We start from the raw sequence: 24,812 nt of genomic DNA on the forward strand, positions 1-24,812 counted from the left end.
CTCTCTTACAGGCCGCATTAATCTAGGCTAGGTTAAGCAAAAATGAAAAGCGCAGATCGAAAGGTCTGCGCTTTTTTATTTCTCAAAATTTAGGAACCAGAGCGAAGAAATTAATGGTTGCAGTTTGCTGTTCTAAAAATCTCCACTACGCTAAATGTTATGGAATCAATTTGTTAGGCCATCAAATTCTGCATTTATGCAGAGAGTATCGTTTGGCTATGCAAAAAATTGAATCAATCATCGTGGCATAAGAGGGAACTATGAAAACAACAATCACAAAAGCAGTAGCAGTGGCAGCGATTGTCATGTCGTTAGCTGGATGTGTCGGTAGCAACGCCGTTACTGGTAAATTAATGAAGTTCAACGTTGAGGTTGTAGACAACCGCTACGCTCGTGCGGGTGTCAACTTCTTGCTTGCTCCGGTTTACGCACTCACCACCGCAGCCGATTACATTGTCTTTAACTCAATCGAATTCTGGGCGGGTAAAAACCCACTCACAGGCGCACCTCACATCTTTGATAGCAAAGTCGATACCATGATTGATGTGAATGACAGCCTTGATGATTCACTAAAAGAAGCCCCACTTGGTTTCAATAATCGTCAGATCGAATGGGGTGAGATGCAGCAAATTGATGAGAACACGATTCGTATGGACATCACTTATAACGATGGTCAGAAAGCCGTTCTGACTGGTGTTCGTGATGGCGACAAGGTCAGCTACTACATGGATGGTACGCTAGTATCAGAAACCTCTATTCAAGCGCTTGAACAGCTAGCCGCAGAGAAAGCGTAATCCTTCTAGTAATATACCAATAAAATAAAAGCCGCTGGATTCAACTCCAGCGGCTTCGTATTTTCTAGCATCTAGCATCTAGCATCTAGCGCTTAGATTAGTTGTTGCTGTGTAGCTCGCTGTTCAGTTCAACAGCAGACTTGTTCGCTAGACATTCAATTTGACCAGTGATCGAGTTGCGACGGAACAGAAGGTCAGAAACGCCAGCTAGGTCGCGAGCTTTAATGATTTCTACTTCGTTGCCTTCTTTATCTAGCATGCGAACTTTCGTACCAGCAGTCACATATAGGCCAGACTCAACAGTACAGCGGTCGCCCATTGGGAAGCCAAGACCCGCGTTTGCGCCTAGTAGGCAGTTTTCGCCGATAGAGATAACCATAGTACCGCCACCAGACAAAGTACCCATGATAGAAGCGCCGCCGCCGATGTCTGAACCGTTACCTACAACAACACCTGCAGAGATACGACCTTCAACCATGCTTACGCCAGTTGTACCTGCATTGAAGTTGATGAAACCTTCATGCATTACTGTTGTGCCTTCACCCACATGTGCGCCTAGACGAACACGAGAAGTATCAGCAATACGAATACCTGTAGGTACCACGTAATCAACCATTTTAGGGAACTTGTCGACACAATCTACAGATAGGGCACGACCAGCAAGGCGAGCTTCGATTTGACGCTCAGCCAGCTCAGGAAGGTCGATTGGACCCTCGTTTGTCCATGCGATGTTGTGCAGTAGACCGAAGATGCCGTCTAGTACTGTACCGTGTGGTTGAACTAGGCGGTTAGAGATGAGTTGCAGTTTTAGGAAGCCTTCAGCAATAGATGTTGGCTTCTCGTCTGTCGCAAGAACAACAAGAACAAGTGGCTGTTCAGATGCTGCTGCTTTTTCTGCGAAAGATGCGTTAGCTGCATCATCGTTTGCTGCGAATGCTTTCGCGAGTTCTGCGCTTTGTGCTGCAGAGATTTCGATAGCTTGGTTGCCTTCAGAGTAACCTGATACTTCTGCCACAGCGGCTACAAGAGCATCGCTTGGGTTTAGAAGTGGGTTAGGGAAGAACGCTTCAATGATTTTATTGTCGCGATTTTTGGTTGCCGTACCGAAGGCTAGTGAAAAGTAAGCCATGTTGAATCTCCATGTGTTGAGTCTTGATTTTGCTATTCCAAAACAACGGCTCGAATAACAAGCGCTGCCGCTAGCAAAGTTAATTTAATTGCGTTCATCATAAAGAGAGCGCCCTCGTTATGAAAGGGCGCATTGGGATAAAGTCTGTAAAATGATATTGCTTGTCTTTCTGGCGATAGTTTTCATTATCCGGATACTGCACCATGTTCTTAATGCTACGGCGTTTTATTCAACCACTCAGTATGCTTTCATTTCTATATCCGTCACTCATATTCAACTCACCTTGTTGTTAGCAGTATCAATAGGCTGAGTCACACTTTCTTTATAAATTTATGTTAATTATCAGAATTATTCGACTTCTGTTGATTAATCGCTTGTGCCTACAGTCCGAGTAAATACTCAAATTTTCAGCTGCGTAATTAAGATGAAGATCACTATAACCCTATATTAATTAAGTATATTTCCAGCCATAACGACATTAAAACGATTAATAAAGGATCTTCTATGAATTTTACTAAGTCTTTACTGGTGCTCTCTATCGGCGTAGCGATGGTTGGCTGTGGCTCGGACAATGATGATACGGCAGTGACATGTGATACTGCGGCTTCTTGTACCAAGTTTACCGTTTTACATACCAATGATAACCACGGTCGTTTTTGGGAGAATAGTAAGGGTGAGTACGGAATGGCTGCTCGCAAGACTTTGATCGATAGCATTCGTGCAGAAGTCACTCAAAACGGTGGTGAAACCATTCTATTGTCTGGTGGTGATATTAATACCGGTGTGCCTGAGTCTGATATGCAGGACGCGGTACCAGATTTTGTTGGTATGAACCTTCTTGGTTACGACGCAATGGCATTAGGTAATCATGAGTTCGACAATAGCTTAGATGTGCTAGAGATGCAGGCTGAACTGGCTGATTTCCCAATGCTAGCGGCGAATATTTATATCAAAGATGGAGACACAGTTACTGATGAACGCCTTTTCTCTCCATACAAAGTATTCACTATTAATGGGTTAAAGGTTGCGGTTATTGGCCTGACAACTAAAGATACGGCTAAATTAGTTAATCCTGACAACGTCGCGACAATTCACTTTGCCGACCCACAAGTTGAAATTAAAAAAGCCATAAAAGAAATCGAGGCCAATGAAACGGTTGACCTGATTTTTGCTACCACGCATATGGGGCATTACGCCGATGGTCAACATGGTAGTGAAGCTCCTGGTGATGTGTTACTTGCTCGTTCACTGAAGGAAGGGCAATTGGATGCCATTATTGGCGGGCACTCCCAAAACCCTGTCTGTATGGAAGGCAATGAATACGCAGACTTTAATCCGGGAGATGATTGTAAGCCAGATCAGCAAAATGGTACTTACATCATGCAAGCTCATGAATGGGGTAAGTATGTAGGCAGAGCTGACTTTGAGTTTTATGACGGTAAACTGCATTTAGCGAAGTACGACTTAGTGCCGGTGAACTTGAAAGAGAAAGACGAAAATGGTGATTATCAGTTTATCCAAGCTGAAATTGAACCCAACGCAACAGTTATTGCTACCCTTTCCGCGTATCAGCAACAAGGCCAAGAGTTGCTTGATGAAATTATTTCAAACACCGATGCGAAGCTTGAAGGTGATCGTAATGTTGTTCGATCTGAGCAAACCAATCTTGGTCATTTGTTAGGTGAAGCATACCGTACTTACGACTTAGTGAATGCTGACTTCGGTGTTATGAATTCTGGTGGTGTTCGTGATTCTATTCAGGCGGGAGATGTTACATATCGTGACGTGCTGACTGTGCAACCTTTCGGAAATTTCGTGACTAAAGCAACGATGACTGGGGCTGAGGTGAAAGCGTACTTAGATGTTGTTGCGACTATGACTGCAGGCTCAGGCGCTTACGCTCAATTGGATAATATTAGTTTAACTGTAGACTGTGATTTGGGTGATGTGACCATTCGTGACATCAACGGCAAAGGCTTTGACTTAGCGGACACCTACACGTTCTCCGTGATAAGTTTCAGTGCTGCTGGTGGTGATGACTACCCAGTAATTGATGTTGAATCGACGCAGTTAACGGATGCCTCAGTGCTACGCGAGTTCTTTGTTAAGAACCCCGATGTCACTGCAGCGAATTATGCACCAGTGGATGGTGATCTAATCTACATGAGTAATGGTTCAGAAGTAAAAGGCTGCCCTGCGAACTAATTTATAACTCATAAACAAAAACGACAAAGAAAATAGCCAGCAAATAGTTGGCTATTTTTGTATTAGATTTTCGTAGTTTGAGCTTAAACAAACAGCGCCTTGTAAGCCTGTTCTATCCCCTCAATCAGCATCTGCATACCGATAACGGCGAGTATCAACCCCATCATTCGTGTAATTACATTCAATGCGCTTGGTCCAACTGCTTTAACGAAGCGCTCGCCGAATACAAATAAGACATAGGTTAGGGTGCAGAGGAGGCCAAATGCCACAATGGTAATGATGGTCTCGTAAATCCCCTCTGTGCTGGCAAAGTTCATCGCAGTGGCAATGGTGCCGGGGCCTGCCAGAATTGGCATGGCTAAAGGTGATACTGCGATGCTTAGCGCCGCGTCTCGTTGGGCGTCTGAGTTGACTTTCTCCTTCGCTTTGGCGTGTGTTGAGTCACCTTGCAGCATGTGGAAGCCAATCAAAAAGACCAGAATACCGCCTGTGATGCGCAGTGCATACAGTGTGATACCAAAGAGATCAAAGATCAGTTTGCCAGAGAGCGCAAAAGTACTGACGATGATGAATGCGATAAACACTGAACGGAAGGCGATGGATTTGACCGTTTCTCTGTCATTGTCACCGGTTAATCCAAGAAAGATCGGAGTGTTGGCGATAGGGTTCATTATGGCAAAAAAGCCCATGAACACGGTAATGGTATGAATGATGAGCTCTTTCATATTAATCCTTTGAAAATATGCAGTTAAATGCGACAGCTGAATGTCTTTAATCTTAGATACAAATAATTATTAGAAATAGATAGTAGATGAAGTGTGAATAAAAAACAGCCAGCATAAGGCTGGCTGTTTGGTTTTAGTGATAGGTGTAGAGTTTTGGTCGTCTGTTACTGCTTGTTTCTCAGTTAACGGATTCTATTCTATGAATAGATCGTGGTGCTTGATGTTGCCGTTATGCGTTTTGAGATTCGCTTACTGCCACAGCTAATGCAACTGTCGCACCGACCATTGGGTTGTTACCCATACCGATGAAGCCCATCATTGCCACGTGAGACGGAACAGAAGAGCTACCGGCGAACTGAGCATCAGCGTGCATTCTGCCCATGGTATCTGTCATGCCGTAAGACGCTGGGCCTGCTGCTACGTTATCTGGGTGCAATGTACGGCCGGTACCGCCGCCTGAAGCAACTGAGAAGTAAGGTAAACCTTGGCGAGTACGTTCTGCTTTGTAGATACCTGCAACAGGGTGTTGGAAGCGAGTTGGGTTAGTTGAGTTACCCGTAATACTTACATCCACTTCTTCTCTGTGCATAATTGCCACGCCTTCTCGTACATCATCAGCGCCGTAACACAAGATCTCTCCGCGAGGGCCTTGTGAGAAGCGGCGACGTTCTGTTTCAACAAGCTCGCCTGTTTGGTAATCGTATTGAGTGCGAACATAGGTAAAACCATTGATGCGAGAGATTAAGTAAGCCGCATCTTTACCTAGACCATTTAAGATCACTTTCAATGGGTTTTGACGTGATTTGTTGACGTTGAGTGCAATTTTAATCGCACCTTCTGCAGCAGCAAAAGATTCATGGCCCGCAAGGAAAGCAAAACAGTGACTTTCTTCATTTAGAAGACGAGCTGCTAGCGCGCCATGCCCAATACCAACTTGGCGTTGCTCAGCAACACTGCCAGGTTTGGTGAATGCTTGAAGGCCTTCACCAATGATATTCGCAGCTTGCTCAGCGTTGCTTGCTTTGCGGAATAGAGCTAGTGCTGAACCAAGGATATAAGCATCGGCAGCACTTTCAAAAGCAATAGGTTGGGTGTCCATCACCATGGCTTTTGGATCAACGTTGTGGGCTTTACAATATTGGTTCGCTTGCTCCAAAGAGTCGAAGTTCATCTCTGCCAATACGCGAGTTACTGATTCATTAAATTGAGTGTTCATCATATCTTTCCTCTAAATTGGCAAAAATTATTGTTGGCGTGGATTAATGGTGGTTACAGCTTCATCGAAGCGACCGTAAGTCCCCGTCGCAAGGTCAGCAGCTTCATTGGCTGGTACACCTTGATTAATCGCCTTCATCATTTTTCCGAGGTTGAGATACTCGTAGCCAATCACTTCGCTGTGATCATCAAGTGCAAGCTTGGTCACGTAACCTTCTGCAAGCTCTAGGTAACGAACGCCTTTCGCTGAGGTTGAGTAGCTAGTACCTACTTGGCTGCGCTGTGTTTGACCTAGGTCTTCTAATGCGGCGCCAATTTCTAGGCCGCCTTCAGAGAATGCAGACTGAGTTCGACCGTAAACAAACTGCAGGAAGATTTCGCGCATCGCTACGTTGATCGCATCGCACACCAAGTCTGTATTGAGTGCTTCGAGAATGGTTTTTCCAGTGAGGATTTCGGCTGCCATCGCGGCTGATTGAGTCATGCCTGAACAACCAATCGTTTCGATTAGCGCTTCTTCGATGATGCCGCTTTTTACGTTAAGTGTCAGTTTGGCTGCACCTTGTTGTGGTGCACAAGTGCCCACGCCATGGCTTAAGCCAGAAATAGCGATGACATCTTTTGGGCTAACCATTGCGCCTTCAACTGGAATTGGCGCTGAATTGTGCAGATCACCCCTTTGAATAGGGCACATGGATTGAATTTCTGAAGAGTAATGCATAATGTTTTCTCACTAATAAAGTCGTAATGACCTAGGGCGTTGAGAAAACAGGACGTGTTGGAAGAGGTGCGGCTAATTCACTACAGATCTTGAGTATCGATAATCCAAAGGCTCATGAAGCTCGGTCTTAATAGACTAAGTCCATTTCAAAATGGAGGAATAGCGATACACCCAACAGTATTACCTGTTTTCGATTCTGTAGGAGTCATTAGCACGGTTCAAAAGAACGGGCGGTTGAAGCAAAAGCTTAGGTGGAACCCCATCACCTGATGGCTATAGATTAGATCTTCATCACACTTTTGTGTAAGCGAATGTTTAGAGCGATTTCGACTATAAACAGAGTTCATTATATTTCGATAAGCATAAAAAAACGCCAATAACGGACTCTGATTAGAGGTGTCATTGACGTTTTTTAGAGAACTCCAGCTAGTTACGCTGCATCTTCTTCTGCGTCTTCAACAGCTTCAAGCTTCTTAGCTTTTTTCGGAGCTGGCTTACGCTTAGCACCTAATGCGTAAAGAACTTCTTCTTTGTTCTTTGCTAGGTACATTGCAAGTTCTTCTTGCTTGCCTTCATCTTCAACTAAATCGCTTTTGCCTAAAAGTTCAAAAAGCTCATCAGCCATATCCAGCATTTTGTCGTATGCGTCGGCTTCGGCTTTAGAGGTAAAAGTCATTTTCTCTTCTCCGTTGCGTTCCACCACGTACTTGACGATAACAGCCATGGTTAATCCTCTAAGTTTGATAAATTTTACTGGCTTTTTATACAGTTTCTGATGTTAAAAGTCCAGTTGGAGCCCTAACAATGCGGCCTCAATCTTGATGTGTAGCCCAGTCTTCACAATAACTCATGAAAGATTTCAGTAGTGGGCTCTGGTATTTGTCCTTGTGTACCAGCATCCAGAAACGTCGTTTCATGTCGAGTGGCACATCGAGCGCTTTCACTCGGCCTGAATCAATCGCTCGTTGCGCCGCCAATCGTGATAAACAAGCGAATCCAAGATTGGCTGAAACTGAATTGATGATCGCTTCAGTGGTGTTGAGTTCAAAGGATTCATACCAATGTTCGATGCGAGGCGCAACGGCACGAAGGAAAAACTCGCGGGTCCCTGAGCCTGATTCACGTAGAATCCAGTGACTATCTTCCAAATCGCTTAAAGTCACTTTTTCTTTTGAAACGAGAGGATGTTGATTACTAACAATAATACACATTTCATCGCTGCTAAACTGACTCGAAATGAGTTCAGGGTGTAATGTTTTTCCTTCAATTAGCGCGATATCAAGTTCATAATCCACCAACTTTTGGCAGATCAGGGCACTGTTTGAAATGAACAAGCTTTGATCCTGATGCTGAGTTCGTTCACGAAAGCCAGATAGAATAAATGGCGCAACCTGATTACCTATTGTGTCACTCGCGCCTACCTTTAGATTGCCACTTAAGGGCTGGTCGTCACGGAACAAAACATCAATACCAGCAGCACGATGTAATATCTCATCGGCCAATGGGAGCAACTTATGCCCTTCTTGGTTGAGAATTAATCGGTTGTTGACCCGGTCAAATAGAGAGTGACCGAGTTGTTTCTCCATTTCGCCTAGTGCCATGCTGACCGCAGCTTTAGACAAAAACAGCGCTTCTGATGCGGCGGTAAGCGTCGAATGCTGGGTAATGGTGACAAACACTTTGAGTTGTTTAATTGAAATATTAGCCATCAGATCCCTAGTTTTACTCTGCTGGTGAAAATGGGTTATGTTCAGTATTGATGAACACTTGTTATATATAATTGGATATTGTTTAACGAAGCGCAAGCGTATTATGGCTTCAACAAGCTGATGAGTTCACAAGTTTAGTGAATTAAGTTTAAGAGAGGCTGACATGATTCAACGTATTAAATATAGATTAACAGGAGCTCCAACACCCATGGCAGGGTTAGCACTAGCAATCGCAAGCTTAGGCTGGTGCTGGGATGGAGTTTTAGTCGCACAAGGTATTTTGCACACTCCAGGCTTAGTCCAGTGGATCAGTGCAGGTATTGCAGCGGTATTGCTTCTTGTTTTAGCTGTGAAATTTTTGATTCATGGCCACCTATTGCGTGAAGATCTTGCTCATCCTGTTGTCGGCAGTGTGGTACCAACATTTGCGATGGGGTGCATGGTGGTGTCAGCGTCTTTGGCGCCAATCTCTCAATTCTTACAAGAAGCTATGTGGTTGGCTTCTGTGGCTTTGCACGTTGTGTTTCTAATGAGCTTTTTGTACCACAGAGCTAAAAACTTTGAGATTCACCACATGGTACCAAGCTGGTTTGTGCCACCGATCGGTATTATCGTCGCTGACGTTTCTTTCTCTGGTAATCCAGTTTTAGAGCCAGTAGCTAACGCGACTTTGGTATTCGGCTTATTGGTTTACGCAGTAATGCTACCAATAATGGTTTACCGCTTGATCTTCTCTCACGAAGTGCCAGATGCGGCAAAACCAACGATTGCGATTATGGCAGCACCGGCAAGCCTATCTTTGGCGGGTTATCTAACAGTGACAGCAAGCCCTTCACCAGTGATTATTGGTTTGCTATTTGGTATTGCAGTGTTGATGACGTTCATTATCTATATGGCGTTTTTCAAACTACTTCGTCTGCCATTCAGCCCTGGTTATGCAGCGTTTACCTTCCCAATCGTGATTGGTGCAACAGCCTTGTTTAAACTGGCTGCGTGGATGCAAGCACAAGGTATTGAAGCGCATTACATCAATCAAGTGTTTGGCCTAGCGTATCTTGAATTGATTGTGGCTACATTGGTAGTGGGTTATGTCGCTGTTCGTTACTACATGAACTACAAACCTCATCGTGTTTTAGGCGCGGTAGCGGGTAGATTGTAAGAGGCGATAGTTCAAAAGATAAACGAAGCTTAAGTTTTCCGTATTTCATAAGCTTATATTGCTCATCCAAACTTAGCACTTATGCTAATCTGGCTTTATATTGTGGCAAGATTAGCGTGAGTGCACTTTGTTTACTGTTTACCATTCCAATAAAGTTGATACTTTAAAAATTCTTCTCGTTCACTTAATCAAAAGTGACCCTTTAGCCAATCCCTTCGAAAAAGAGCAGATTCTGGTTCAGAGCCCGGGTATGTCTCAGTGGCTTAAGATGGAACTCGCCAAAGAATTTGGCGTAGCAGCAAATATCGATTTCCCACTCCCAGCAACCTTCATTTGGGATATGTTTACCCAAGTGCTTCCTGATGTGCCTAAGCGCAGTGCTTTTAACAAAGAAGCGATGACGTGGAAGCTGATGAGTTTGCTACCCGCTAAGCTTGACCACCCTGATTTCTTACCCTTACAACGCTATCTTGAAAACGACGAAGATGATTCGAAGCTGTATCAATTGGCTGAGAAGATTGCCGATATCTTCGATGGATACTTGGTATATCGTCCTGAGTGGATGGCGATGTGGGAAGCGGGCGAGCCCGTTACAGAATTGATTGATGGTGAAGGGCAGCAAGAACACCCTTGGCAGCCAATTTTGTGGAAGGCACTCTACGAGCAAACCCTGTCTCAAGGCCAATCGAAATATCACCGTGGTAACCTGTACCACGACTTCATTGAAGCGCTAGCCAACCAACAAGGTCAGCTACAACGCTTGCCGAAACGTCTGTTTGTGTTTGGTATATCGTCGCTGCCTCCTCGTTACATGGATGCCTTGAAAGCGCTGGGTGAGCAGATTGATGTTCACCTGATGTTTACCAATCCAAGTAAGCCTTATTGGGGAGACATCAAAAGCCTTAAAGACTTAGCAAGGTTTGAGGCTAAGCAACGTAAAAAGCTCGCTTTGTCTAACAATATGCTCTCATCAGCTGGCTCTTCTTCCCTTATGGAAGGGGGAAAATATGAAGTGCATGATGAACTACATATTGATAATGCCATTGGAAATAACTTGTTAGCTTCGATGGGAAAATTAGGTCGCGACAACTTACTTTTGCTTTCTGAGGGAGATACTGAGGAGTATCAATTTTTTATTGATGTAGAGCGAAATGGCTTACTGCATCAAATTCAAAGAGATATCCTTGAGTTGGAAGAGCATCGCAATGATGAAATTTTAGACTCCAGCAACCACAAACAGGTGGTTGAGCTGGGCGATCGCTCGTTGACGGTACACGCTTGTCACAGCCCTATGCGTGAGGTTGAAGTTCTTCATGATCAGTTGTTAGCAATGTTTGACGCTGACCCGACATTAAAGCCACGCGACATCATCGTGATGGTGGCAGACATCAATGCCTACAGCCCTGCGATTCAGGCGGTATTCGGTAATGCTCCGGGGGAACGTTATATCCCTTACTCGATCTCGGATCGAACGGCAGACCAAGAGAGCCCAATTCTGACCGCGTTCATGCAGCTGGTAGCGCTACCGAACACGCGTTGTTTAGCGTCTGAGCTGCTAGAGCTACTAGAAATCCCAGCGATGATGGCACGCTTTGGTATTGATGAATTTCAATTTGAGCAAGCTAAGCAGTGGGTTGAAGAAGCGGGGATCCGTTGGGGCGTTGACTCGTCTACTGCAACCGAGTTCGACTTACCTGCTACTGAGCAAAATACCTGGCTATTTGGTATCCAGCGAATGTTATTGGGTTATGCGATGTCGGATTCTGCGGGCCTGTTTGAAACCGAACACTCTCCAATTGCAGCTTATAACGAAGTTCAGGGCATTAACGCTGAACTTGCAGGTAAGTTAGCGCACTTTATTGACCGTATTGCCCATTACCGTCAACGCCTTACTGAGACGCAATCCATCGATATGTGGCGTGAAACCTTGCTGCAAATGATTGACGATTTCTTCGCCGTTGAGCTAGAAGGCGAGGTGGTACTTAAGTCGATTCGCGATGCGCTTTCTCAATTGAATGAACAGCTTGATGATGCCTTGTACGAACAAGAGTTATCGCCAAGCATCATTTATCAGTATTTAAATAATAAACTGTCGGGCGCGCGTATCAGTCAGCGTTTCTTAGCGGGGCAAGTTAACTTCTGTACCCTGATGCCGATGCGTTCTATCCCGTTCAAAACCGTTTGTCTATTAGGCATGAATGACGGTGTTTACCCTCGCTCAATGCCACCAGAAGGGTTTGATTTGATGAATGGACGCACCCGTCCTGGTGACCGTTCTCGTCGAGATGATGACCGATACCTATTTTTAGAGGCGATGTTGTCGGCCCAAGAATGTTTGTACATCAGTTATGTCGGCCGTTCGATTCAAGATAATACTGAGCGAGTGCCGTCGGTATTGGTTTCAGAGTTGATTGAGTACTGCCAGCAGAACTACTGCCTAAGTGAAGATCAAGCGCTACCAAGTGATGATTCAGGCAGCAAGCTGACTCAAGCGATCAGCTTTAAGCACACCATGACCCCGTTTAGCCCGGCAGCCTTTACACAAGGTGATGAAAGTCATGTATTGAGCTACGCCAAAGAGTGGCTTCCTGCGGCTAACCGTTCCGGTGAACGCAGTGGCGAATTTAATCGTGCCTTGGATGACTATTTGCTTGGTGCGACTTATCCGTTAGAACTCGATCTGGTTGAACTGCAGCGTTTCTGGCGCTTGCCGGTACAATACTTCTTTAATCGTCGCCTAAAAGTAGTGTTTGAGCCACCGCTTCCGGTAATGGAAGACGATGAGCCGTTCGTGCTTAATGGCTTAGAAAGCTTCCAGCTTAAGGATGCTCTGCTGCAAGTGTTGCTAGACCATCCAGAAGGGGCTGATGAAGCGGTTCGCTTGTTTGTTTCTGAGCAAAAAGCTCAAGGTCGATTACCGGTTGGTGCTTTTGGTGACATTGAATTTGAAACCAACCGTGTTCAAGCGGAAGACTTAGCCAAAGAGATTCGATTTGTAAGTGGGCAGCCACAGCAAGATCTTGAGGTAAATATTGAATTTGACGTGCTAGGCGAGGGTAAACCCGTTCGTTTGATGGGTTGGCTTACTCAAAACTATCAATCGGGGCTGGTACGTTTTCGTAGTGGCAAAATTCGTTCGCAAGATTACTTGGGCGCGTGGATCGATCACTTGTGTTGCGCAGTGATGGGGCATGGCAAAACGACTCATATTATTGGTTATGACAGAAAAGAAGGTGTGGTTCACCAAACGCTACAACCTATCGGTGATGCGCAGCAGGCGAAGAGTTTATTGGCTGAGTTAGTGCGACTGTTTTATCAAGGTATGACGGCACCACTGCCGTACTTCCCGAAAACCGCCTTGGCCGGCGTTGAAGCGGGTTTTAGCCGCGGTAAATGGGTCGATGATGAAGAGAAGTCGCTCAAGAAAATGGCCGATACTTTTAATGACAGCTTCGCTTTCACGGGCGAGGGTCGAGATACCTACATCTCGCGTATTTGGCCTAAGTGGGACGATGAGCTGGCGGCTGAGTCGCGTATGTATTCAACGCTTGTGTTACAGGCGGCAAGGTTGGCTGCTGCCGATCTGGAAGATCAGGAGTAAGTGGCTGTGATCGATAAGATCAATTGTGTGTACGCTGAACTAATGAAAGACGAAAGAGAGTCGTTGGTAAGCATTTGGGACGCTTGCTTTCAAGGTGAAGGGAATCAAGATGAAGAGAAGCAAGGTACAGGAAATAAAGTGGCCGCCAGTAAATCATTATTAGTGTAGGGCGTTCGCTGTACGGCCACAGGTCAGAGGGACCATTATTCTGTGGTTCTAAGTAGGCAATGAGTATAAGACTCGAATCGCGCTCCTGAACTCGTGGGCGCATAGTAGCGAGGCGATCTGAATTGATCCGTGAGAGAGATCGCACTAACTATTAACAAATCAGCGTAGGACGTAAATTGAATGACGTTTTCCACGCTAGGTCACATTTGTAACAACATATTTATCAGAAGGCAGTAAGGCATGACGACCACAAGCAGTGTTCAGGTAATTGCTCCACAGACACTCAATACCATGACGTTTCCACTTCATGGCGCGCGTTTAATTGAAGCATCGGCGGGTACAGGTAAAACATTTACCATCGCTGGCTTGTACTTACGCTTACTGCTCGGACACGGCACGGCAACACCACAAGGTGAGCTTACAGAAGCCACCCGACACCATGAGCCACTAACTGTAGACCAAATTCTGGTGGTGACCTTTACTGAAGCAGCAACGGCTGAGCTGCGAGATCGTATCCGTGCTCGAATCCATGATGCGCGCATTGCGTTTGCTCGCGGGCAAAGTGACGACCCAGTAATTGCTCCTTTGCTGCAAGAAATCGAAGATCATGCTGGCGCTGCAAAAACACTGCTCAATGCCGAAAGGCAAATGGACGAAGCCGCGGTCTACACCATTCACGGCTTTTGTCAGCGAACGTTGACTCAAAATGCCTTCGAGTCTGGCAGCCGATTTGATAATGAGTTTGTGACAGATGAAAGCCATCTTAAAGCGCAAGTAGTAGCCGACTATTGGCGTAAGCAGTTTTACCCGCTACCTATTCAGCTAGCAGGTGAGGTGCGTAATATCTGGGGTTCACCGGCTGCATTGTTAGCAGACGTCAATCGTTATCTGACGGGTTCTCCATTGAAGCTAACCGTCGACGCGATGTCGGGTGATTTGCAAACTCTGCACAACCAGAACCTAGACAAAGTGAAGCAGCTCAAAGCGCTGTGGTGTGAGTCTGAAGCGGACTTTTTGGCTTTGATCTCTGGCTCGGATGTGAACAAACGCAGTTACACCAAGAAATCTCTGCCGACATGGCTAGAGGCGGTGACGGCATGGGCGCAAAGCGACACCCATGATTATCAATATCCAGACAAGTTAGAGAAGTTCTCTCAAGCCACTTTAATCGAGAAAACACCGAAAGGCACCGCACCGCAGCATGTCGTTTTCGAAGCGATTGAAGATTTCTTAAATAACCCTGCCGACTTGAAAGCTCCGTTATTGGCGCATGCGATTACCCATTGTCGAACAATGCTAGCCAAGGCTAAACAGCAGAAGCAGTGGTTGTCGTTTGATGACTTGCTGACCCAGTTATCCGCGTCGATAGATGTCGATGAGCAATCCTTGCTGGTGGACAGAATTCGCACACTCTACCCGGTGGCGATGATCGATGAATTCCAAGATACCGATCCGCTGCAATACAGTATTTTTAGCCGAATCTATCTCGATAACCCGCAATGTGGCTTGTTTATGATCGGTGACCCGAAGCAGGCGATTTATGGCTTTCGTGGCGCAGATATCTTTACCTATATCAAGGCGAGAAACCAGGTTAGTGCTCACTACACCTTAGGCACTAATTGGCGTTCGAGTGCTGATATGGTCAGTGCAGTAAACCAAGTGTTTATGAATTCGGATAGTCCGTTTATCTATGATCAAGACATTCCATTTTTGCCTGTTGCAGCCAGTCCATCGGCTGATAAGCGCCAATGGGTGATGAACGGAGAAACTCAGCACGCACTCACCTTTTGGCTACAAGAGGCTGAAGACAAGCCGTTACCAAAGGGCGAATATCACAAGGCAATGGCTGAGGCGACGGCGAGTCAAATTCAAACTATTCTGACCGCTTCTCAAAACCAGCAAGCCTATTTTGATAACGGTAAAAAACAACATGCCGTGAATGCGGGTGATATTGCAGTCTTGGTTCGAACTGGTAGTGAAGGTCGTCTGATCAAGAATGCACTCTCTGAACAAGGCATTGCAAGCGTGTATTTGTCTAACCGAGACAGTGTATTCACCAGCTTGGTTGCGCAAGATATTCAACGCTTGTTACAAGCGGTGCTGACACCTGAGAATGACCGAGCATTGCGCGCGAGTCTAGCCTCCGAGTTGTTCGCTCTGGATGCGGCTTCATTGGATGAACTCAACAATGATGAAGTGGTTTGGGAAAATGTCGTTAACGAATTTCGTGAGTATCGTAAGTTGTGGCTACAGCGTGGCGTGCTACCAATGCTGCGCAGTGTGATCAGCAAGCGACATCTCGCGGAACGCTTACTGGAAGAAGAAAATGGTGAGCGCTCACTCACCGACTTGATGCACATAGGCGAATTGCTGCAACAGGCAAGGCAAGAGCTTGATAGCGACTATGGCTTGCTGCGTTGGCTAGCAGAAGCGATTTCCGATGCTCAAAATGGTTTAGGCGGGAGTGAAGATGACATTCAGCGTCTTGAATCGGAGAGAAACTTGGTTCAAATCGTTACCATTCACAAGTCGAAAGGTTTGGAATATGACTTAGTATTTCTGCCATTTGTCGCGAGTTACCGAGAAGCGAGCGAAGGCAAATTCTACGACCATGATTCAGATACCACAGTACTGGATATTACAGGTAGTGACAGTGCCTTAGCTCAAGCGGATAAAGAGCGTTTGGCGGAAGATCTACGCTTGATTTATGTAGCACTGACTCGTGCGGTTTATGGCTGTTTTATTGGTATGGCGCCACTGCGTAAAGGGCGTTCAACCAAAGAGCCGACCGGCGTGCATTTGAGTGCGATGGGCTATTTGGTTCAAAACGGTCAAGAGCAAGGTATTGCCGAATTGCATCAGGCTCTTGCAGCCATTGAGGGCAAGAACTCAAGTGTGCTGCTAGCCGAGACTCCAACCGCGCACGAGCAAGTGTTTGTACAGACAGAGCAAGTGAGCGAAGACTTACATGCGAACGAGCTAAAGGCTTCAATCGACAGGGCTTGGCGTATCACCAGTTACTCGGGGCTTGTAAAGCAAGGCAGTCACGGTGCGAGTCATGACGCGACCATTGAGGTATCTGGCTTTGATATTGACTCGGCTGATGAGCAGGATGAATCTGAGTTGATTGAACCTGAACGATCTATCTTTACGTTCCCACGTGGTGCTCGCCCAGGTACTTTCTTGCACACCTTGTTTGAGGAGGTTGAATTTACCGAACCAGCAACCAGTGAGCATAACACGCAAGTAATCACTCACTTATTAGAATCAGAGCAATATGAATTAGAGTGGCTACCTGTGCTTCAGCAACTGGTCGACACGGTGCTGAACACCGCGTTGGATGGCAAAAATCTAAAGCTAAGTGAGAAAGACTCGACTCAACGATTAGTCGAAATGGAGTTCTTGTTGCCTATCGAAGTGTTGGCCGCATCTGAACTGAATCAAATCATTCAATATCACGACCCGTTATCGGCTAAAGCCGGCGACCTAGGTTTCCAAACCGTGCAAGGTATGCTGAAAGGTTTCATCGATTTGGTGTTTGAGCACCAAGGTAAATACTATGTACTCGACTGGAAATCGAACCATTTAGGTGATGATGTTGCTGTCTACCATGGCGAAGCATTGAAATCAGCGATGGCCGACCATCGCTACGATCTGCAATATCAAATCTATGCATTGGCTCTGCACCGCTTTTTACGTAGTCGTGTTGCCAATTACAGCTACGAACAACATTTTGGTGGTGTTTATTACTTGTTCTTACGAGGCATGGACGGCCAATCTCAGCAAGGGATTTTCTCGGCGAAACCAACATTGGCTTTACTTGATGAAATGGATCAATTGATTGACGGTAAAGTGATAGACCGACGTTCAGCACAATTGAATGACGATGAAACTGGACAGATGGGGCTCTTATAATGACAACAACGACCACTAATACCAGCATAGAGACTGCGAACACAGCAAAGCCAGTTTCACTTATCCCTGAGCAACTTGTGGATGTACTCCAGTTTCTTGCGGATAAGGGTTCTATTCGTCAGTTGGATTATCAATTTGCTCGTTTTATTGCTCAGCAAGCCACGAGTTACTCTCAAGAGATCGGCTTTCTTGCTGGGGTAGTGAGCCATGAATTAGGCAAAGGACACATTTGTACTCAGCTGATACAGCAGCATACGACAGGCCATGAACAAACGGCAGATCTAGCCCAGTTACTTGGGTTGTACGGTGAAACGGCTCTGCAATTGAACCAAAAGTTGTTAGGTATTGATTGGTTGGCGGTACTTCAATCGTCCAATTTAGTTGGAGCAACCAATGACTGTGTTAAGCCGCTGATGTTTGATGGACAGCGTGTCTACTTACAGCGTTATTGGAACTACGAGGTGGTACTGGCAAACACGTTAAACCGTTTAAGTAAGCTGGTAGAGTTTAATACTGAACAGAAAAAGGCGCTGACGGAAACACTCAATCAGCTCTTTGCACGTAGTTATCACTTTCTGTTTAACGCTTTAGCCAAGGCTGAAGCAAACCAACAAACGTCTCAGGTACTGCGTCAACAGCTGGTATGTGATCATCTTGATATCGTCGATGAGCAATCTCTGAATTGGGGCGCAATCGATCAAGCGATCGTCCAAGCTAAGCAGGTAGCGGACTTAGGTGTTCTAGACAGTTTGGTACCGATATCGGCATGTTTGAACTGGCAAAAAGTGGCAGCAGCAGTAGCTCTGAGTCGTCGCTTTGCGGTGATTTCTGGTGGACCGGGTACTGGTAAAACAACCACGGTAACCAAGTTATTGTCGGCGATGGTCGAGCAATCACTCAGCCAAGGTAAAACCCCAACGATTAAGCTAGTGGCACCAACGGGTAAAGCGGCGGCGCGTTTAACTGAGTCGATTGGTAAAGCGATTGAGCAACTGCCTTTAGCGCCTGAAGTAAAAGCCAACATACCAACGGAATCGAGCACTTTGCACCGATTGCTTGGTGCGATTTCTAACCGGGCTGAGTTTAGACACAACCGACGCAATCCACTTCACCTTGATATCTTGGTGGTGGATGAAGCATCGATGGTCGATCTGTCGATGATGTATAAGCTGGTGGATGCGCTTCCTGAGCATGCAAGGCTTATCTTGCTGGGGGATAAAGACCAACTCGCTTCCGTTGAAGCCGGTGCGGTGTTAGGTGATATCTGTTCATTCAACTCTGCGGGTTACAGCAGTGCACAAGGCAACTTGATTGCGGAGATGACGGGTTTTGATGCGATAGCCAATACACAGCAGGCAAAAGCGGGAGCCGTTAATTCTCCGGCGATTGCAGATAGTCTGTGTATGCTGCAGAAGAGTTACCGTTTCGATGCGCGTTCTGGTATTGGGCAGTTGGCAAAAGCAATCAATAACGGCTCTGCAAATCAAGTCGACCAAGTGTTCGGCAAAGGATTTGGCGATATTGAGAACCATCCTCTATCGAGCGACAGCTATAACTTGATGCTACGTACCTTGGTTCATGAGTATGGTGCGTATCTCAACCGAATGAATGTGCCATTGGAAGAGTTAGAGACTCAAGACGCGAGAGCCAAATCGGTACTCGATTTGTTCAGTCAATGCCGACTGTTGTGTTCTATTCGTGAAGGTGATTTTGGTGTTAAAGGCCTCAACCACCGAATTGAAAGAGCGCTTGCCGCAAGACGTTTAGTGAACCCACACAACGACGAGCTGTGGTATCACGGGCGACCTGTCATGGTGACGCGAAATGATCATGGCTTGGGATTATACAATGGTGATATTGGTATTTGTATGCTTGAGGCGGATTCAAGCCAACCTGATTCAACTCCTCGCTTGAAGGTCTATTTTGAGTTGCCCGATGGCAGCGTGAAAGCTGTGCTACCAAGCCGAGTGCCCGATCATGAAACAGCTTATGCGATGACGATACATAAATCTCAGGGGAGTGAATTTGATCTGACCTTAATGATCTTGCCGCCGGATTTCAGCCCTATTTTAACGCGAGAGCTTATCTATACCGGTATTACACGTGCCAAGAAACGACTGATGATGTTCAGCGACACAAATGTGTTGAAGCGTGGGATTAAGGTGAAAACAGAGCGAGTGAGTGGTTTAGGCAGTCGCTTAACGAATTAGTTGTTAATTACTGCTAGAAAGGACTTGAACTTAAGCTAGATAAACACAAAGCAACCATCCCTGGTTGCTTTGAACGTTATTAAGACTCTTTGCTTAAAAACGCTCGAGTAAACGATATGTGGTTTATCTTGTATTTTGCTTGGCAATTCAAAATAAACTCTTTTAGATTCTCGCTCACAGGGAACACGCAGTGTACGTCTAGGCCTTCTAAGAATTGGTTATCAGCCATATCCCAAAAACTTTGCAGCGAGTTACAAACAATGGTTCTCATATCAATGTTGCTCTTTTTGCTGTTTATATTAACGAGCAGAGCTAATGTTAGCGTGCTGACCGTCAACGGGTATAGCAATCCGTGCAGTGACCACCTCAATGCATGTGATATGACAACCGAGATGGTAATTCCAATAAAAACATTTGTTATTTTGTTAAAGCGACCAAATTCTATACAATTTTACGTGTGAGTTAAAGTGCATAGTTAATAAATCTCATATAGAAAACGATTACGTTTACAATTATTTTTATGTTGAAGTGAGATTTTGCTCCAAAACTTTATTTATACGTTAAGTGCTAGGATCTTTGAGTTACGTTGATAGTTGTATAGCCCTTGTTTTTCCATCGGTAATTCATCAACTGCTATCTCGTAAAAACCTTGTTCACGGAACCAATGAAGGCTGTGTGTCGTTAGGACAAATATTTGGTCGATATCGCGAGATTTTGATTGGTGGCGCATGTAATCCAGCAGTAATTGCCCACGATTTCCATCACGATAATCAGGATGAATTGCAACACACGCCATCTCTGCCATGTGATCTTCCGGGTAGGCGTATAGCGCTGCGCAACCAATAATTAGCCCGTCTTTTTCGATAATGGTAAATCGATGGATCTCTTGCTCTAATTGTTCTCTTGATCGGCGAACCAAGATGCCTTGTTCTTCTAAAGGGCGAATGAGATCAAAGATACCACCGATATCATCAATCTGAGCTTGTCTTACTTGCTCGGCACTCGCCATGACCACTTGCGTGCCAATACCATCAAAAGAGAACAGCTCTTGGATTAATGCGCCATCGACTTTGTAGCTGATGAGGTGACAACGAGGGACTCCGGCACGACAAGCAGAGATCGCTCCTTTCAAGAAGCGCAGTGTTCCTGTGCTCATGTCTTCGGCAGGCTTTTGAGATTCCGTTAAGCGTTCTAGAATTTGCTTGGCGTCTTTAGGGAAGAGTTCGGCGAGTACAGTGCCGCTTTCATCTGTTACCCCTTGTTCGGAGCAGAAACCAATCAGTTTGTCGGCTTTTAAACGAATCGCAACTTGGGTGGCGACTTCTTCAGAAAGCAGATTAAAGCTTTCGCCTGTCACGGAACTAGCGATAGGGCCCAGCAGTACGATGGATCCTTGGTCGAGTGTGCGATTTATTCCTTCGATATCGATTCGACGAATACGCCCGCTGTGGCAATAATCCGTACCGTCATCCACACCTAGCGGCTGAGCCGTAATGAAGTTACCACTCATCACATTGAGTTGAGTACCTGCCATCGGAGTGTTGTTCAAGCTCATCGAAAGGCGCGCGGTGATAGCAAGTTGCAGCTGTCCAGCAGCTTGCATTGCTACACCCAGAGAATATTCATCAGTGACCCTAATGTTCTTATGATAAGGCGTATGGCAATCTTGTTTTGCTAGCAGTTGGTTGATCTGTGGCCTTGCCCCGTGAACGAGAACAATCTTCACGCCAAGGCTGTGGAGTAGGGCAATGTCGCTAATAATGTTACCAAAGTTTCTATCGGCAACAGCTTCGCCTCCCAGCATAATGACCATGGTTTTGCCACGGTGAGCATTCACGTAAGGGGTTGATTGTCTGAAACCTTTTACTAGCGCTGTACTTCTTAATTTCACAGAACAAGTCCATTTGTGTTTATTTATTCGTTAATTTAGCATTTAAATTCAAATCTAAACAACACCTTTTTGGAATAAAGCGCAAACTATTCTTATGTAGGCTTCAATATATAAACTGTCTCAGTGTAGAATGCGCATAGCATCCTTATGAGTCGTAAACGAATGCAGCAAGCTCCAGCTACAAAGAACAAGATCGATGAGATCACTAAAGGCCTCTATAGTGAAGCAGATCAGCGCAATCAATCTAAGTTGAAGCGTAAGATCATTGAGCGCTGCTTAATGGTTTTAGCCTTGGTGGGTTCATTTGCTGTGGTTTCTTTATTTGGTGATGTGCTTTCCCGAGTGCAAGATGCGGCGACGCCTGATCATCTAATATATGGCACTTGGATAGAGCAGGATGTTGCACATTATGCGACAGATGAGTTTGTACTGAATGCTAATGGTGTGTCAGTTCGTGGATCTGTTGTTTCGACGACCTTTGATTTTGACGGTAATTACTTTGAATACAAGGCGGGTGATAAAACCTATCGCTTCCGCATGACCAACTCTGACAATACAGAAATGGTGCTCGATTCTGACAGTCACTACAATCCCATCTTCCGTCTTAAAGGTCACATCGATAACTCCGTCCGATAGGTTATCTTATTGTAAACTCTTACAATCTACGATTGTGTTATCTGACTGTTTTTGTCATCCTCGATGCATAGAATTTTTAGGATGACTCTTGTGATTAAAAAATGGCTTCCCCTAGTCGCGGCCTCTTTGTTATTTGGCTGTGCTCAACCCACTGATCTTGCTCAACAACACCTTGATGACGAATTTCCTCGTACCTTGAATAAGGTCGATCAGGTTGAATCCAATAAACCAAGAGACTATACCGCATTTGCAGAACAAGCTGAGATGGTGGTTTCTAAATCCCCTTCAATGGCTAAAATCTATGAGCCGCTTTATCAACAACTCAATGAGTGGGCGATGCTGAGTGGAGATCCAAGCGAACTCGCTAATTTTGGCGTTCAAACTGCTCAACTAGGTGGTGGTGATAAACAAGGCAATGTTTTGTTTACAGGCTACTTTTCTCCTGTTATGGAACTGCGCCACGAAGCGAATGAAGAATACCGTTACCCAGTTTACGGGCTTCCTGAGTGTGGTAAAGAGTGTCCAACACGCGAAGAGATTTACAACGGCGCATTAGAAGGTCAAGGCCTTGAGTTAGGTTACTCAGCAAACCGTATCGACCCATTTATGATGGAAGTGCAGGGCAGTGGGTTCGTGCACTTCGGTGATGATGATACGCTGCAGTATTTCGCATACGCAGGTAAGAACAATAAAGCTTATGTAAGCATTGGCCGTGTTTTGATTGAGCGAGGCTTAGTTCCACGCGAAAAAATGTCACTAAAAGCAATCAAAGAGTGGGTGTTGGCAAACGATCCTGAAGTGGTCAAAGAGTTGCTTGAGCAAAATCCATCTTTCGTGTTTTTTGAAGCGAGAGACGACTTGTCAGTAATGGGCAGTGCTGGGATTCCTCTATTGCCAATGGCTGCAGTAGCAGGCGATCGTTCTATCTTGCCTATGGGAACTCCAATTTTGGCTGAGGTTCCTTTATTGAATGCGGATGGTACTTGGAGCGGTGCGCACCAATTAAGATTGTTATTGGTTTTGGATACGGGCGGCGCGGTTAAGCAGAACCATTTGGATCTCTACCATGGTATGGGGCCGCGAGCAGGCACTGAAGCGGGTCACTACAAGCATTTTGGTCGCGTGTGGAAGCTCGGCTTAGATGGCAGCGCAACCGAAGCGCCTTGGGCTTTGCCTCCTGAAAAGGTTGAGTAAGCGACAATAAAATAGGGCATTGAAAGCGAATCGCTAATCCCCTAGACTTTTTATTCAAGAGTGCGTATAAAACGCACTCTTTTCTTTTTCTCAGAAATAAATTGGCGGCAACAATGCGTGAATTGACCACTCCAGCTTCAGAAAACTATGACCAACGATTTGGTGGCACTCGTCGTCTGTATGGCAATAGTGAAGTCGACATACTTAGAGCTGCACACGTGTGTGTTATCGGTATTGGCGGTGTAGGTTCATGGGCTGTTGAAGCACTTGCTCGTACTGGTTTAGGTGAGCTTACTTTGATCGATATGGATGATGTGTGTGTGACTAACATCAACCGTCAAATTCATGCAATGTCGGGCACGGTTGGTAAGAGCAAAATCGAAGTGATGGCCGAGCGTGTTAAGCTGATTAACCCTGAGTGTAAAGTTAACCTGATTGACGATTTCATCGGTCCTGATAATCAGGCGGAATACTTATCGAAAGAGTTCGATTTTGTGTTGGATGCGATCGATAGCATGAAAGCTAAAGCTTCGTTGCTGGCGTATTGCCGCAGTAACAAAATCAAAGTAATCACCACTGGTGGTGCGGGGGGGCAAATCGACCCAACGCAAATCAAAGTGGCCGATTTGACCAAGACGATTCAAGATCCGCTAGCGAAGAAGCTTAAAGATACCCTTCGTCGTCATCATAATTTCCCTAAGAATCCAGCACGTAAGTTTGGTATCGATTGTGTGTTCTCGACTGAACAGCTGAAATACCCTCAAGCTGACGGTAGTGTATGTGCTGCGAAAGCAACAGCTGAAGGTCCAAAGCGCATGGATTGTGCGACGGGCTTTGGTGCGGCAACCGTAGTAACGGCGACTTTTGGTTTTGTGGCTGTTTCACGTATTGTAGAAAAGCTGATTCAAAAGCACGCTAAGTAACGTCTCTATTCAATTAATAATCGACTGGATATTAAAATGACCACATTCCCAAGCTCTCCATTCGGCACTGAAATTACCAGTGATGATATCGTCGCGAAGATGCAGACATTCAGCGGCTGGGAAGACCGTTATCGCCAAGTGATTCAATGGGGTAAGAAACTGCCAACTATGCCTGATGAACTGAAAAGTGAACAGGTGATTGTCTCTGGCTGTGAAAGCCAAGTGTGGTTGGTTTCTCAGAATATCGATGGTGTTTGGCACTTTTGTGCTGATTCTGATGCTCGCATCGTTCGCGGTCTGATTGCATTAGTGATGGCTGCGTATGATGGAAAAACATCAGAGCAGGTTCAATTGTTCGATATTGATGGCTACTTCGAACAAATCGGTTTAATTACCCATCTAAGCCCATCCCGCGGTAATGGATTAAAAGCGATTGTTGCTCAAATCCAAGAGCTAAGTGCTTAACATTTCTTAATATACACAGAAACAAAAAGGGTTGACGCTAAACGCCAACCCTACATAATTTCGCTACTCGCTACTCGCTACTCGCTACTCGCTACTCGCTACTCGCTACTCGCTACTCGCTACTCGCTACTCGCTACTCGCTACTCGCTACT

Annotated in this window: 19 protein-coding genes and 1 riboswitch; of the genes, 11 read left to right on the top strand and 8 right to left on the bottom strand. The window is 45.5% G+C overall.

The genetic code is table 11. The features are described from left to right. Nucleotides 1-260 precede the first annotated feature (260 nt). The gene (locus tag QQ041_RS21565) at nucleotides 261-794 is read left to right on the top strand and encodes a DUF3332 domain-containing protein (protein ID WP_008223831.1); all 534 of its coding nucleotides are present in this window, start codon (nucleotides 261-263) and stop codon (nucleotides 792-794) included. Nucleotides 795-891: 97 nt separating this feature from the next. On the opposite strand, the gene dapD is transcribed toward QQ041_RS21565, so the two are convergent. Further along, nucleotides 892-1,923, bottom strand: a complete 1,032-nt coding sequence (dapD, locus tag QQ041_RS21570) for a 2,3,4,5-tetrahydropyridine-2,6-dicarboxylate N-succinyltransferase (RefSeq protein ID WP_285955018.1) — start codon at nucleotides 1,921-1,923, stop codon at nucleotides 892-894. A 504-nt stretch (nucleotides 1,924-2,427) separates the two neighbouring features. On the opposite strand from dapD, the gene ushA reads away from it, so the two are divergent. After that, a complete protein-coding gene (gene ushA, locus QQ041_RS21575) occupies nucleotides 2,428-4,128 on the top strand; it encodes a bifunctional UDP-sugar hydrolase/5'-nucleotidase UshA (protein WP_285955019.1) in 1,701 nt (566 codons plus the stop codon). Between the two features lie 83 nt (nucleotides 4,129-4,211). Here ushA and QQ041_RS21580 read toward each other — a convergent pair whose 3' ends face one another. The 5 genes from QQ041_RS21580 to QQ041_RS21600 form a co-directional block, all read right to left on the bottom strand. Next, nucleotides 4,212-4,853, bottom strand: coding sequence for a MarC family protein (locus tag QQ041_RS21580; RefSeq protein WP_285955020.1), 642 nt, complete (start codon nucleotides 4,851-4,853; stop codon nucleotides 4,212-4,214). A gap of 229 nt (nucleotides 4,854-5,082) precedes the next feature. After that, nucleotides 5,083-6,072 carry a GGGtGRT protein gene (locus QQ041_RS21585; protein ID WP_285955021.1) on the bottom strand — a complete coding sequence of 330 codons (990 nt, stop codon included), beginning with the start codon at nucleotides 6,070-6,072 and terminating at the stop codon, nucleotides 5,083-5,085. A gap of 24 nt (nucleotides 6,073-6,096) precedes the next feature. Further along, nucleotides 6,097-6,789, bottom strand: a complete 693-nt coding sequence (locus QQ041_RS21590) for an iron-sulfur cluster assembly scaffold protein (RefSeq protein ID WP_285955022.1) — start codon at nucleotides 6,787-6,789, stop codon at nucleotides 6,097-6,099. 192 nt (nucleotides 6,790-6,981) lie between these two features. Further along, nucleotides 6,982-7,065: riboswitch (Fluoride riboswitch) on the bottom strand. 154 nt (nucleotides 7,066-7,219) lie between these two features. Further along, nucleotides 7,220-7,513 (bottom strand): YebG family protein, encoded by a 294-nt coding sequence (locus QQ041_RS21595; RefSeq protein WP_008223840.1) that lies wholly within the window; start codon nucleotides 7,511-7,513, stop codon nucleotides 7,220-7,222. An 88-nt stretch (nucleotides 7,514-7,601) separates the two neighbouring features. After that, complete coding sequence (locus QQ041_RS21600) at nucleotides 7,602-8,498, bottom strand: LysR family transcriptional regulator (RefSeq protein ID WP_048608012.1); 897 nt, start codon at nucleotides 8,496-8,498, stop codon at nucleotides 7,602-7,604. A 208-nt stretch (nucleotides 8,499-8,706) separates the two neighbouring features. Between QQ041_RS21600 and QQ041_RS21605 the strand changes: the two genes are divergently transcribed. From QQ041_RS21605 to recD, 5 genes are all read left to right on the top strand, one after another. Further along, nucleotides 8,707-9,657, top strand: coding sequence for a TDT family transporter (locus QQ041_RS21605; RefSeq protein WP_123322672.1), 951 nt, complete (start codon nucleotides 8,707-8,709; stop codon nucleotides 9,655-9,657). 127 nt (nucleotides 9,658-9,784) lie between these two features. Further along, a complete protein-coding gene (gene recC, locus QQ041_RS21610; RefSeq protein WP_285955023.1) occupies nucleotides 9,785-13,258 on the top strand; it encodes an exodeoxyribonuclease V subunit gamma in 3,474 nt (1,157 codons plus the stop codon). Between the two features lie 6 nt (nucleotides 13,259-13,264). Beyond that, a complete protein-coding gene (locus QQ041_RS21615; protein ID WP_285955028.1) occupies nucleotides 13,265-13,426 on the top strand; it encodes a hypothetical protein in 162 nt (53 codons plus the stop codon). A gap of 240 nt (nucleotides 13,427-13,666) precedes the next feature. Beyond that, a complete protein-coding gene (gene recB / locus QQ041_RS21620; protein WP_285955024.1) occupies nucleotides 13,667-17,341 on the top strand; it encodes an exodeoxyribonuclease V subunit beta in 3,675 nt (1,224 codons plus the stop codon). Next, nucleotides 17,341-19,551 (top strand): exodeoxyribonuclease V subunit alpha, encoded by a 2,211-nt coding sequence (gene recD / locus QQ041_RS21625; protein ID WP_285955025.1) that lies wholly within the window; start codon nucleotides 17,341-17,343, stop codon nucleotides 19,549-19,551. Before recB ends, recD begins: the two co-directional genes overlap by 1 nt. Before the next feature lie 79 nt (nucleotides 19,552-19,630). Here the strand turns inward: recD and QQ041_RS21630 are convergent, their stop codons facing one another. Together QQ041_RS21630 and argA are read right to left on the bottom strand one after the other, a co-directional pair. Then, the gene (locus tag QQ041_RS21630; RefSeq protein ID WP_004735192.1) at nucleotides 19,631-19,822 is read right to left on the bottom strand and encodes a hypothetical protein; all 192 of its coding nucleotides are present in this window, start codon (nucleotides 19,820-19,822) and stop codon (nucleotides 19,631-19,633) included. A 282-nt stretch (nucleotides 19,823-20,104) separates the two neighbouring features. Continuing rightward, complete coding sequence (gene argA, locus QQ041_RS21635; protein WP_146491375.1) at nucleotides 20,105-21,442, bottom strand: amino-acid N-acetyltransferase; 1,338 nt, start codon at nucleotides 21,440-21,442, stop codon at nucleotides 20,105-20,107. A gap of 162 nt (nucleotides 21,443-21,604) precedes the next feature. Here argA and QQ041_RS21640 point away from each other — a divergent pair, with 162 nt between their 5' ends. From QQ041_RS21640 to csdE, 4 genes are all read left to right on the top strand, one after another. Beyond that, entirely contained in the window at nucleotides 21,605-22,078 is a 474-nt protein-coding gene (locus QQ041_RS21640) for a DUF2850 domain-containing protein (protein ID WP_060983350.1), read from the top strand. Between the two features lie 81 nt (nucleotides 22,079-22,159). Further along, complete coding sequence (gene mltA / locus QQ041_RS21645; protein ID WP_017059898.1) at nucleotides 22,160-23,272, top strand: murein transglycosylase A; 1,113 nt, start codon at nucleotides 22,160-22,162, stop codon at nucleotides 23,270-23,272. Nucleotides 23,273-23,385: 113 nt separating this feature from the next. Beyond that, nucleotides 23,386-24,195 (top strand): tRNA cyclic N6-threonylcarbamoyladenosine(37) synthase TcdA, encoded by an 810-nt coding sequence (gene tcdA, locus QQ041_RS21650; protein WP_017059899.1) that lies wholly within the window; start codon nucleotides 23,386-23,388, stop codon nucleotides 24,193-24,195. Between the two features lie 36 nt (nucleotides 24,196-24,231). After that, the gene (gene csdE / locus QQ041_RS21655) at nucleotides 24,232-24,660 is read left to right on the top strand and encodes a cysteine desulfurase sulfur acceptor subunit CsdE (protein WP_285955026.1); all 429 of its coding nucleotides are present in this window, start codon (nucleotides 24,232-24,234) and stop codon (nucleotides 24,658-24,660) included. Nucleotides 24,661-24,812: the final 152 nt, after the last annotated feature.

The organism is Vibrio sp. TMPB1044 (genome assembly GCF_030442075.1).
Taxonomy (GTDB): domain Bacteria; phylum Pseudomonadota; class Gammaproteobacteria; order Enterobacterales; family Vibrionaceae; genus Vibrio; species Vibrio satsumensis.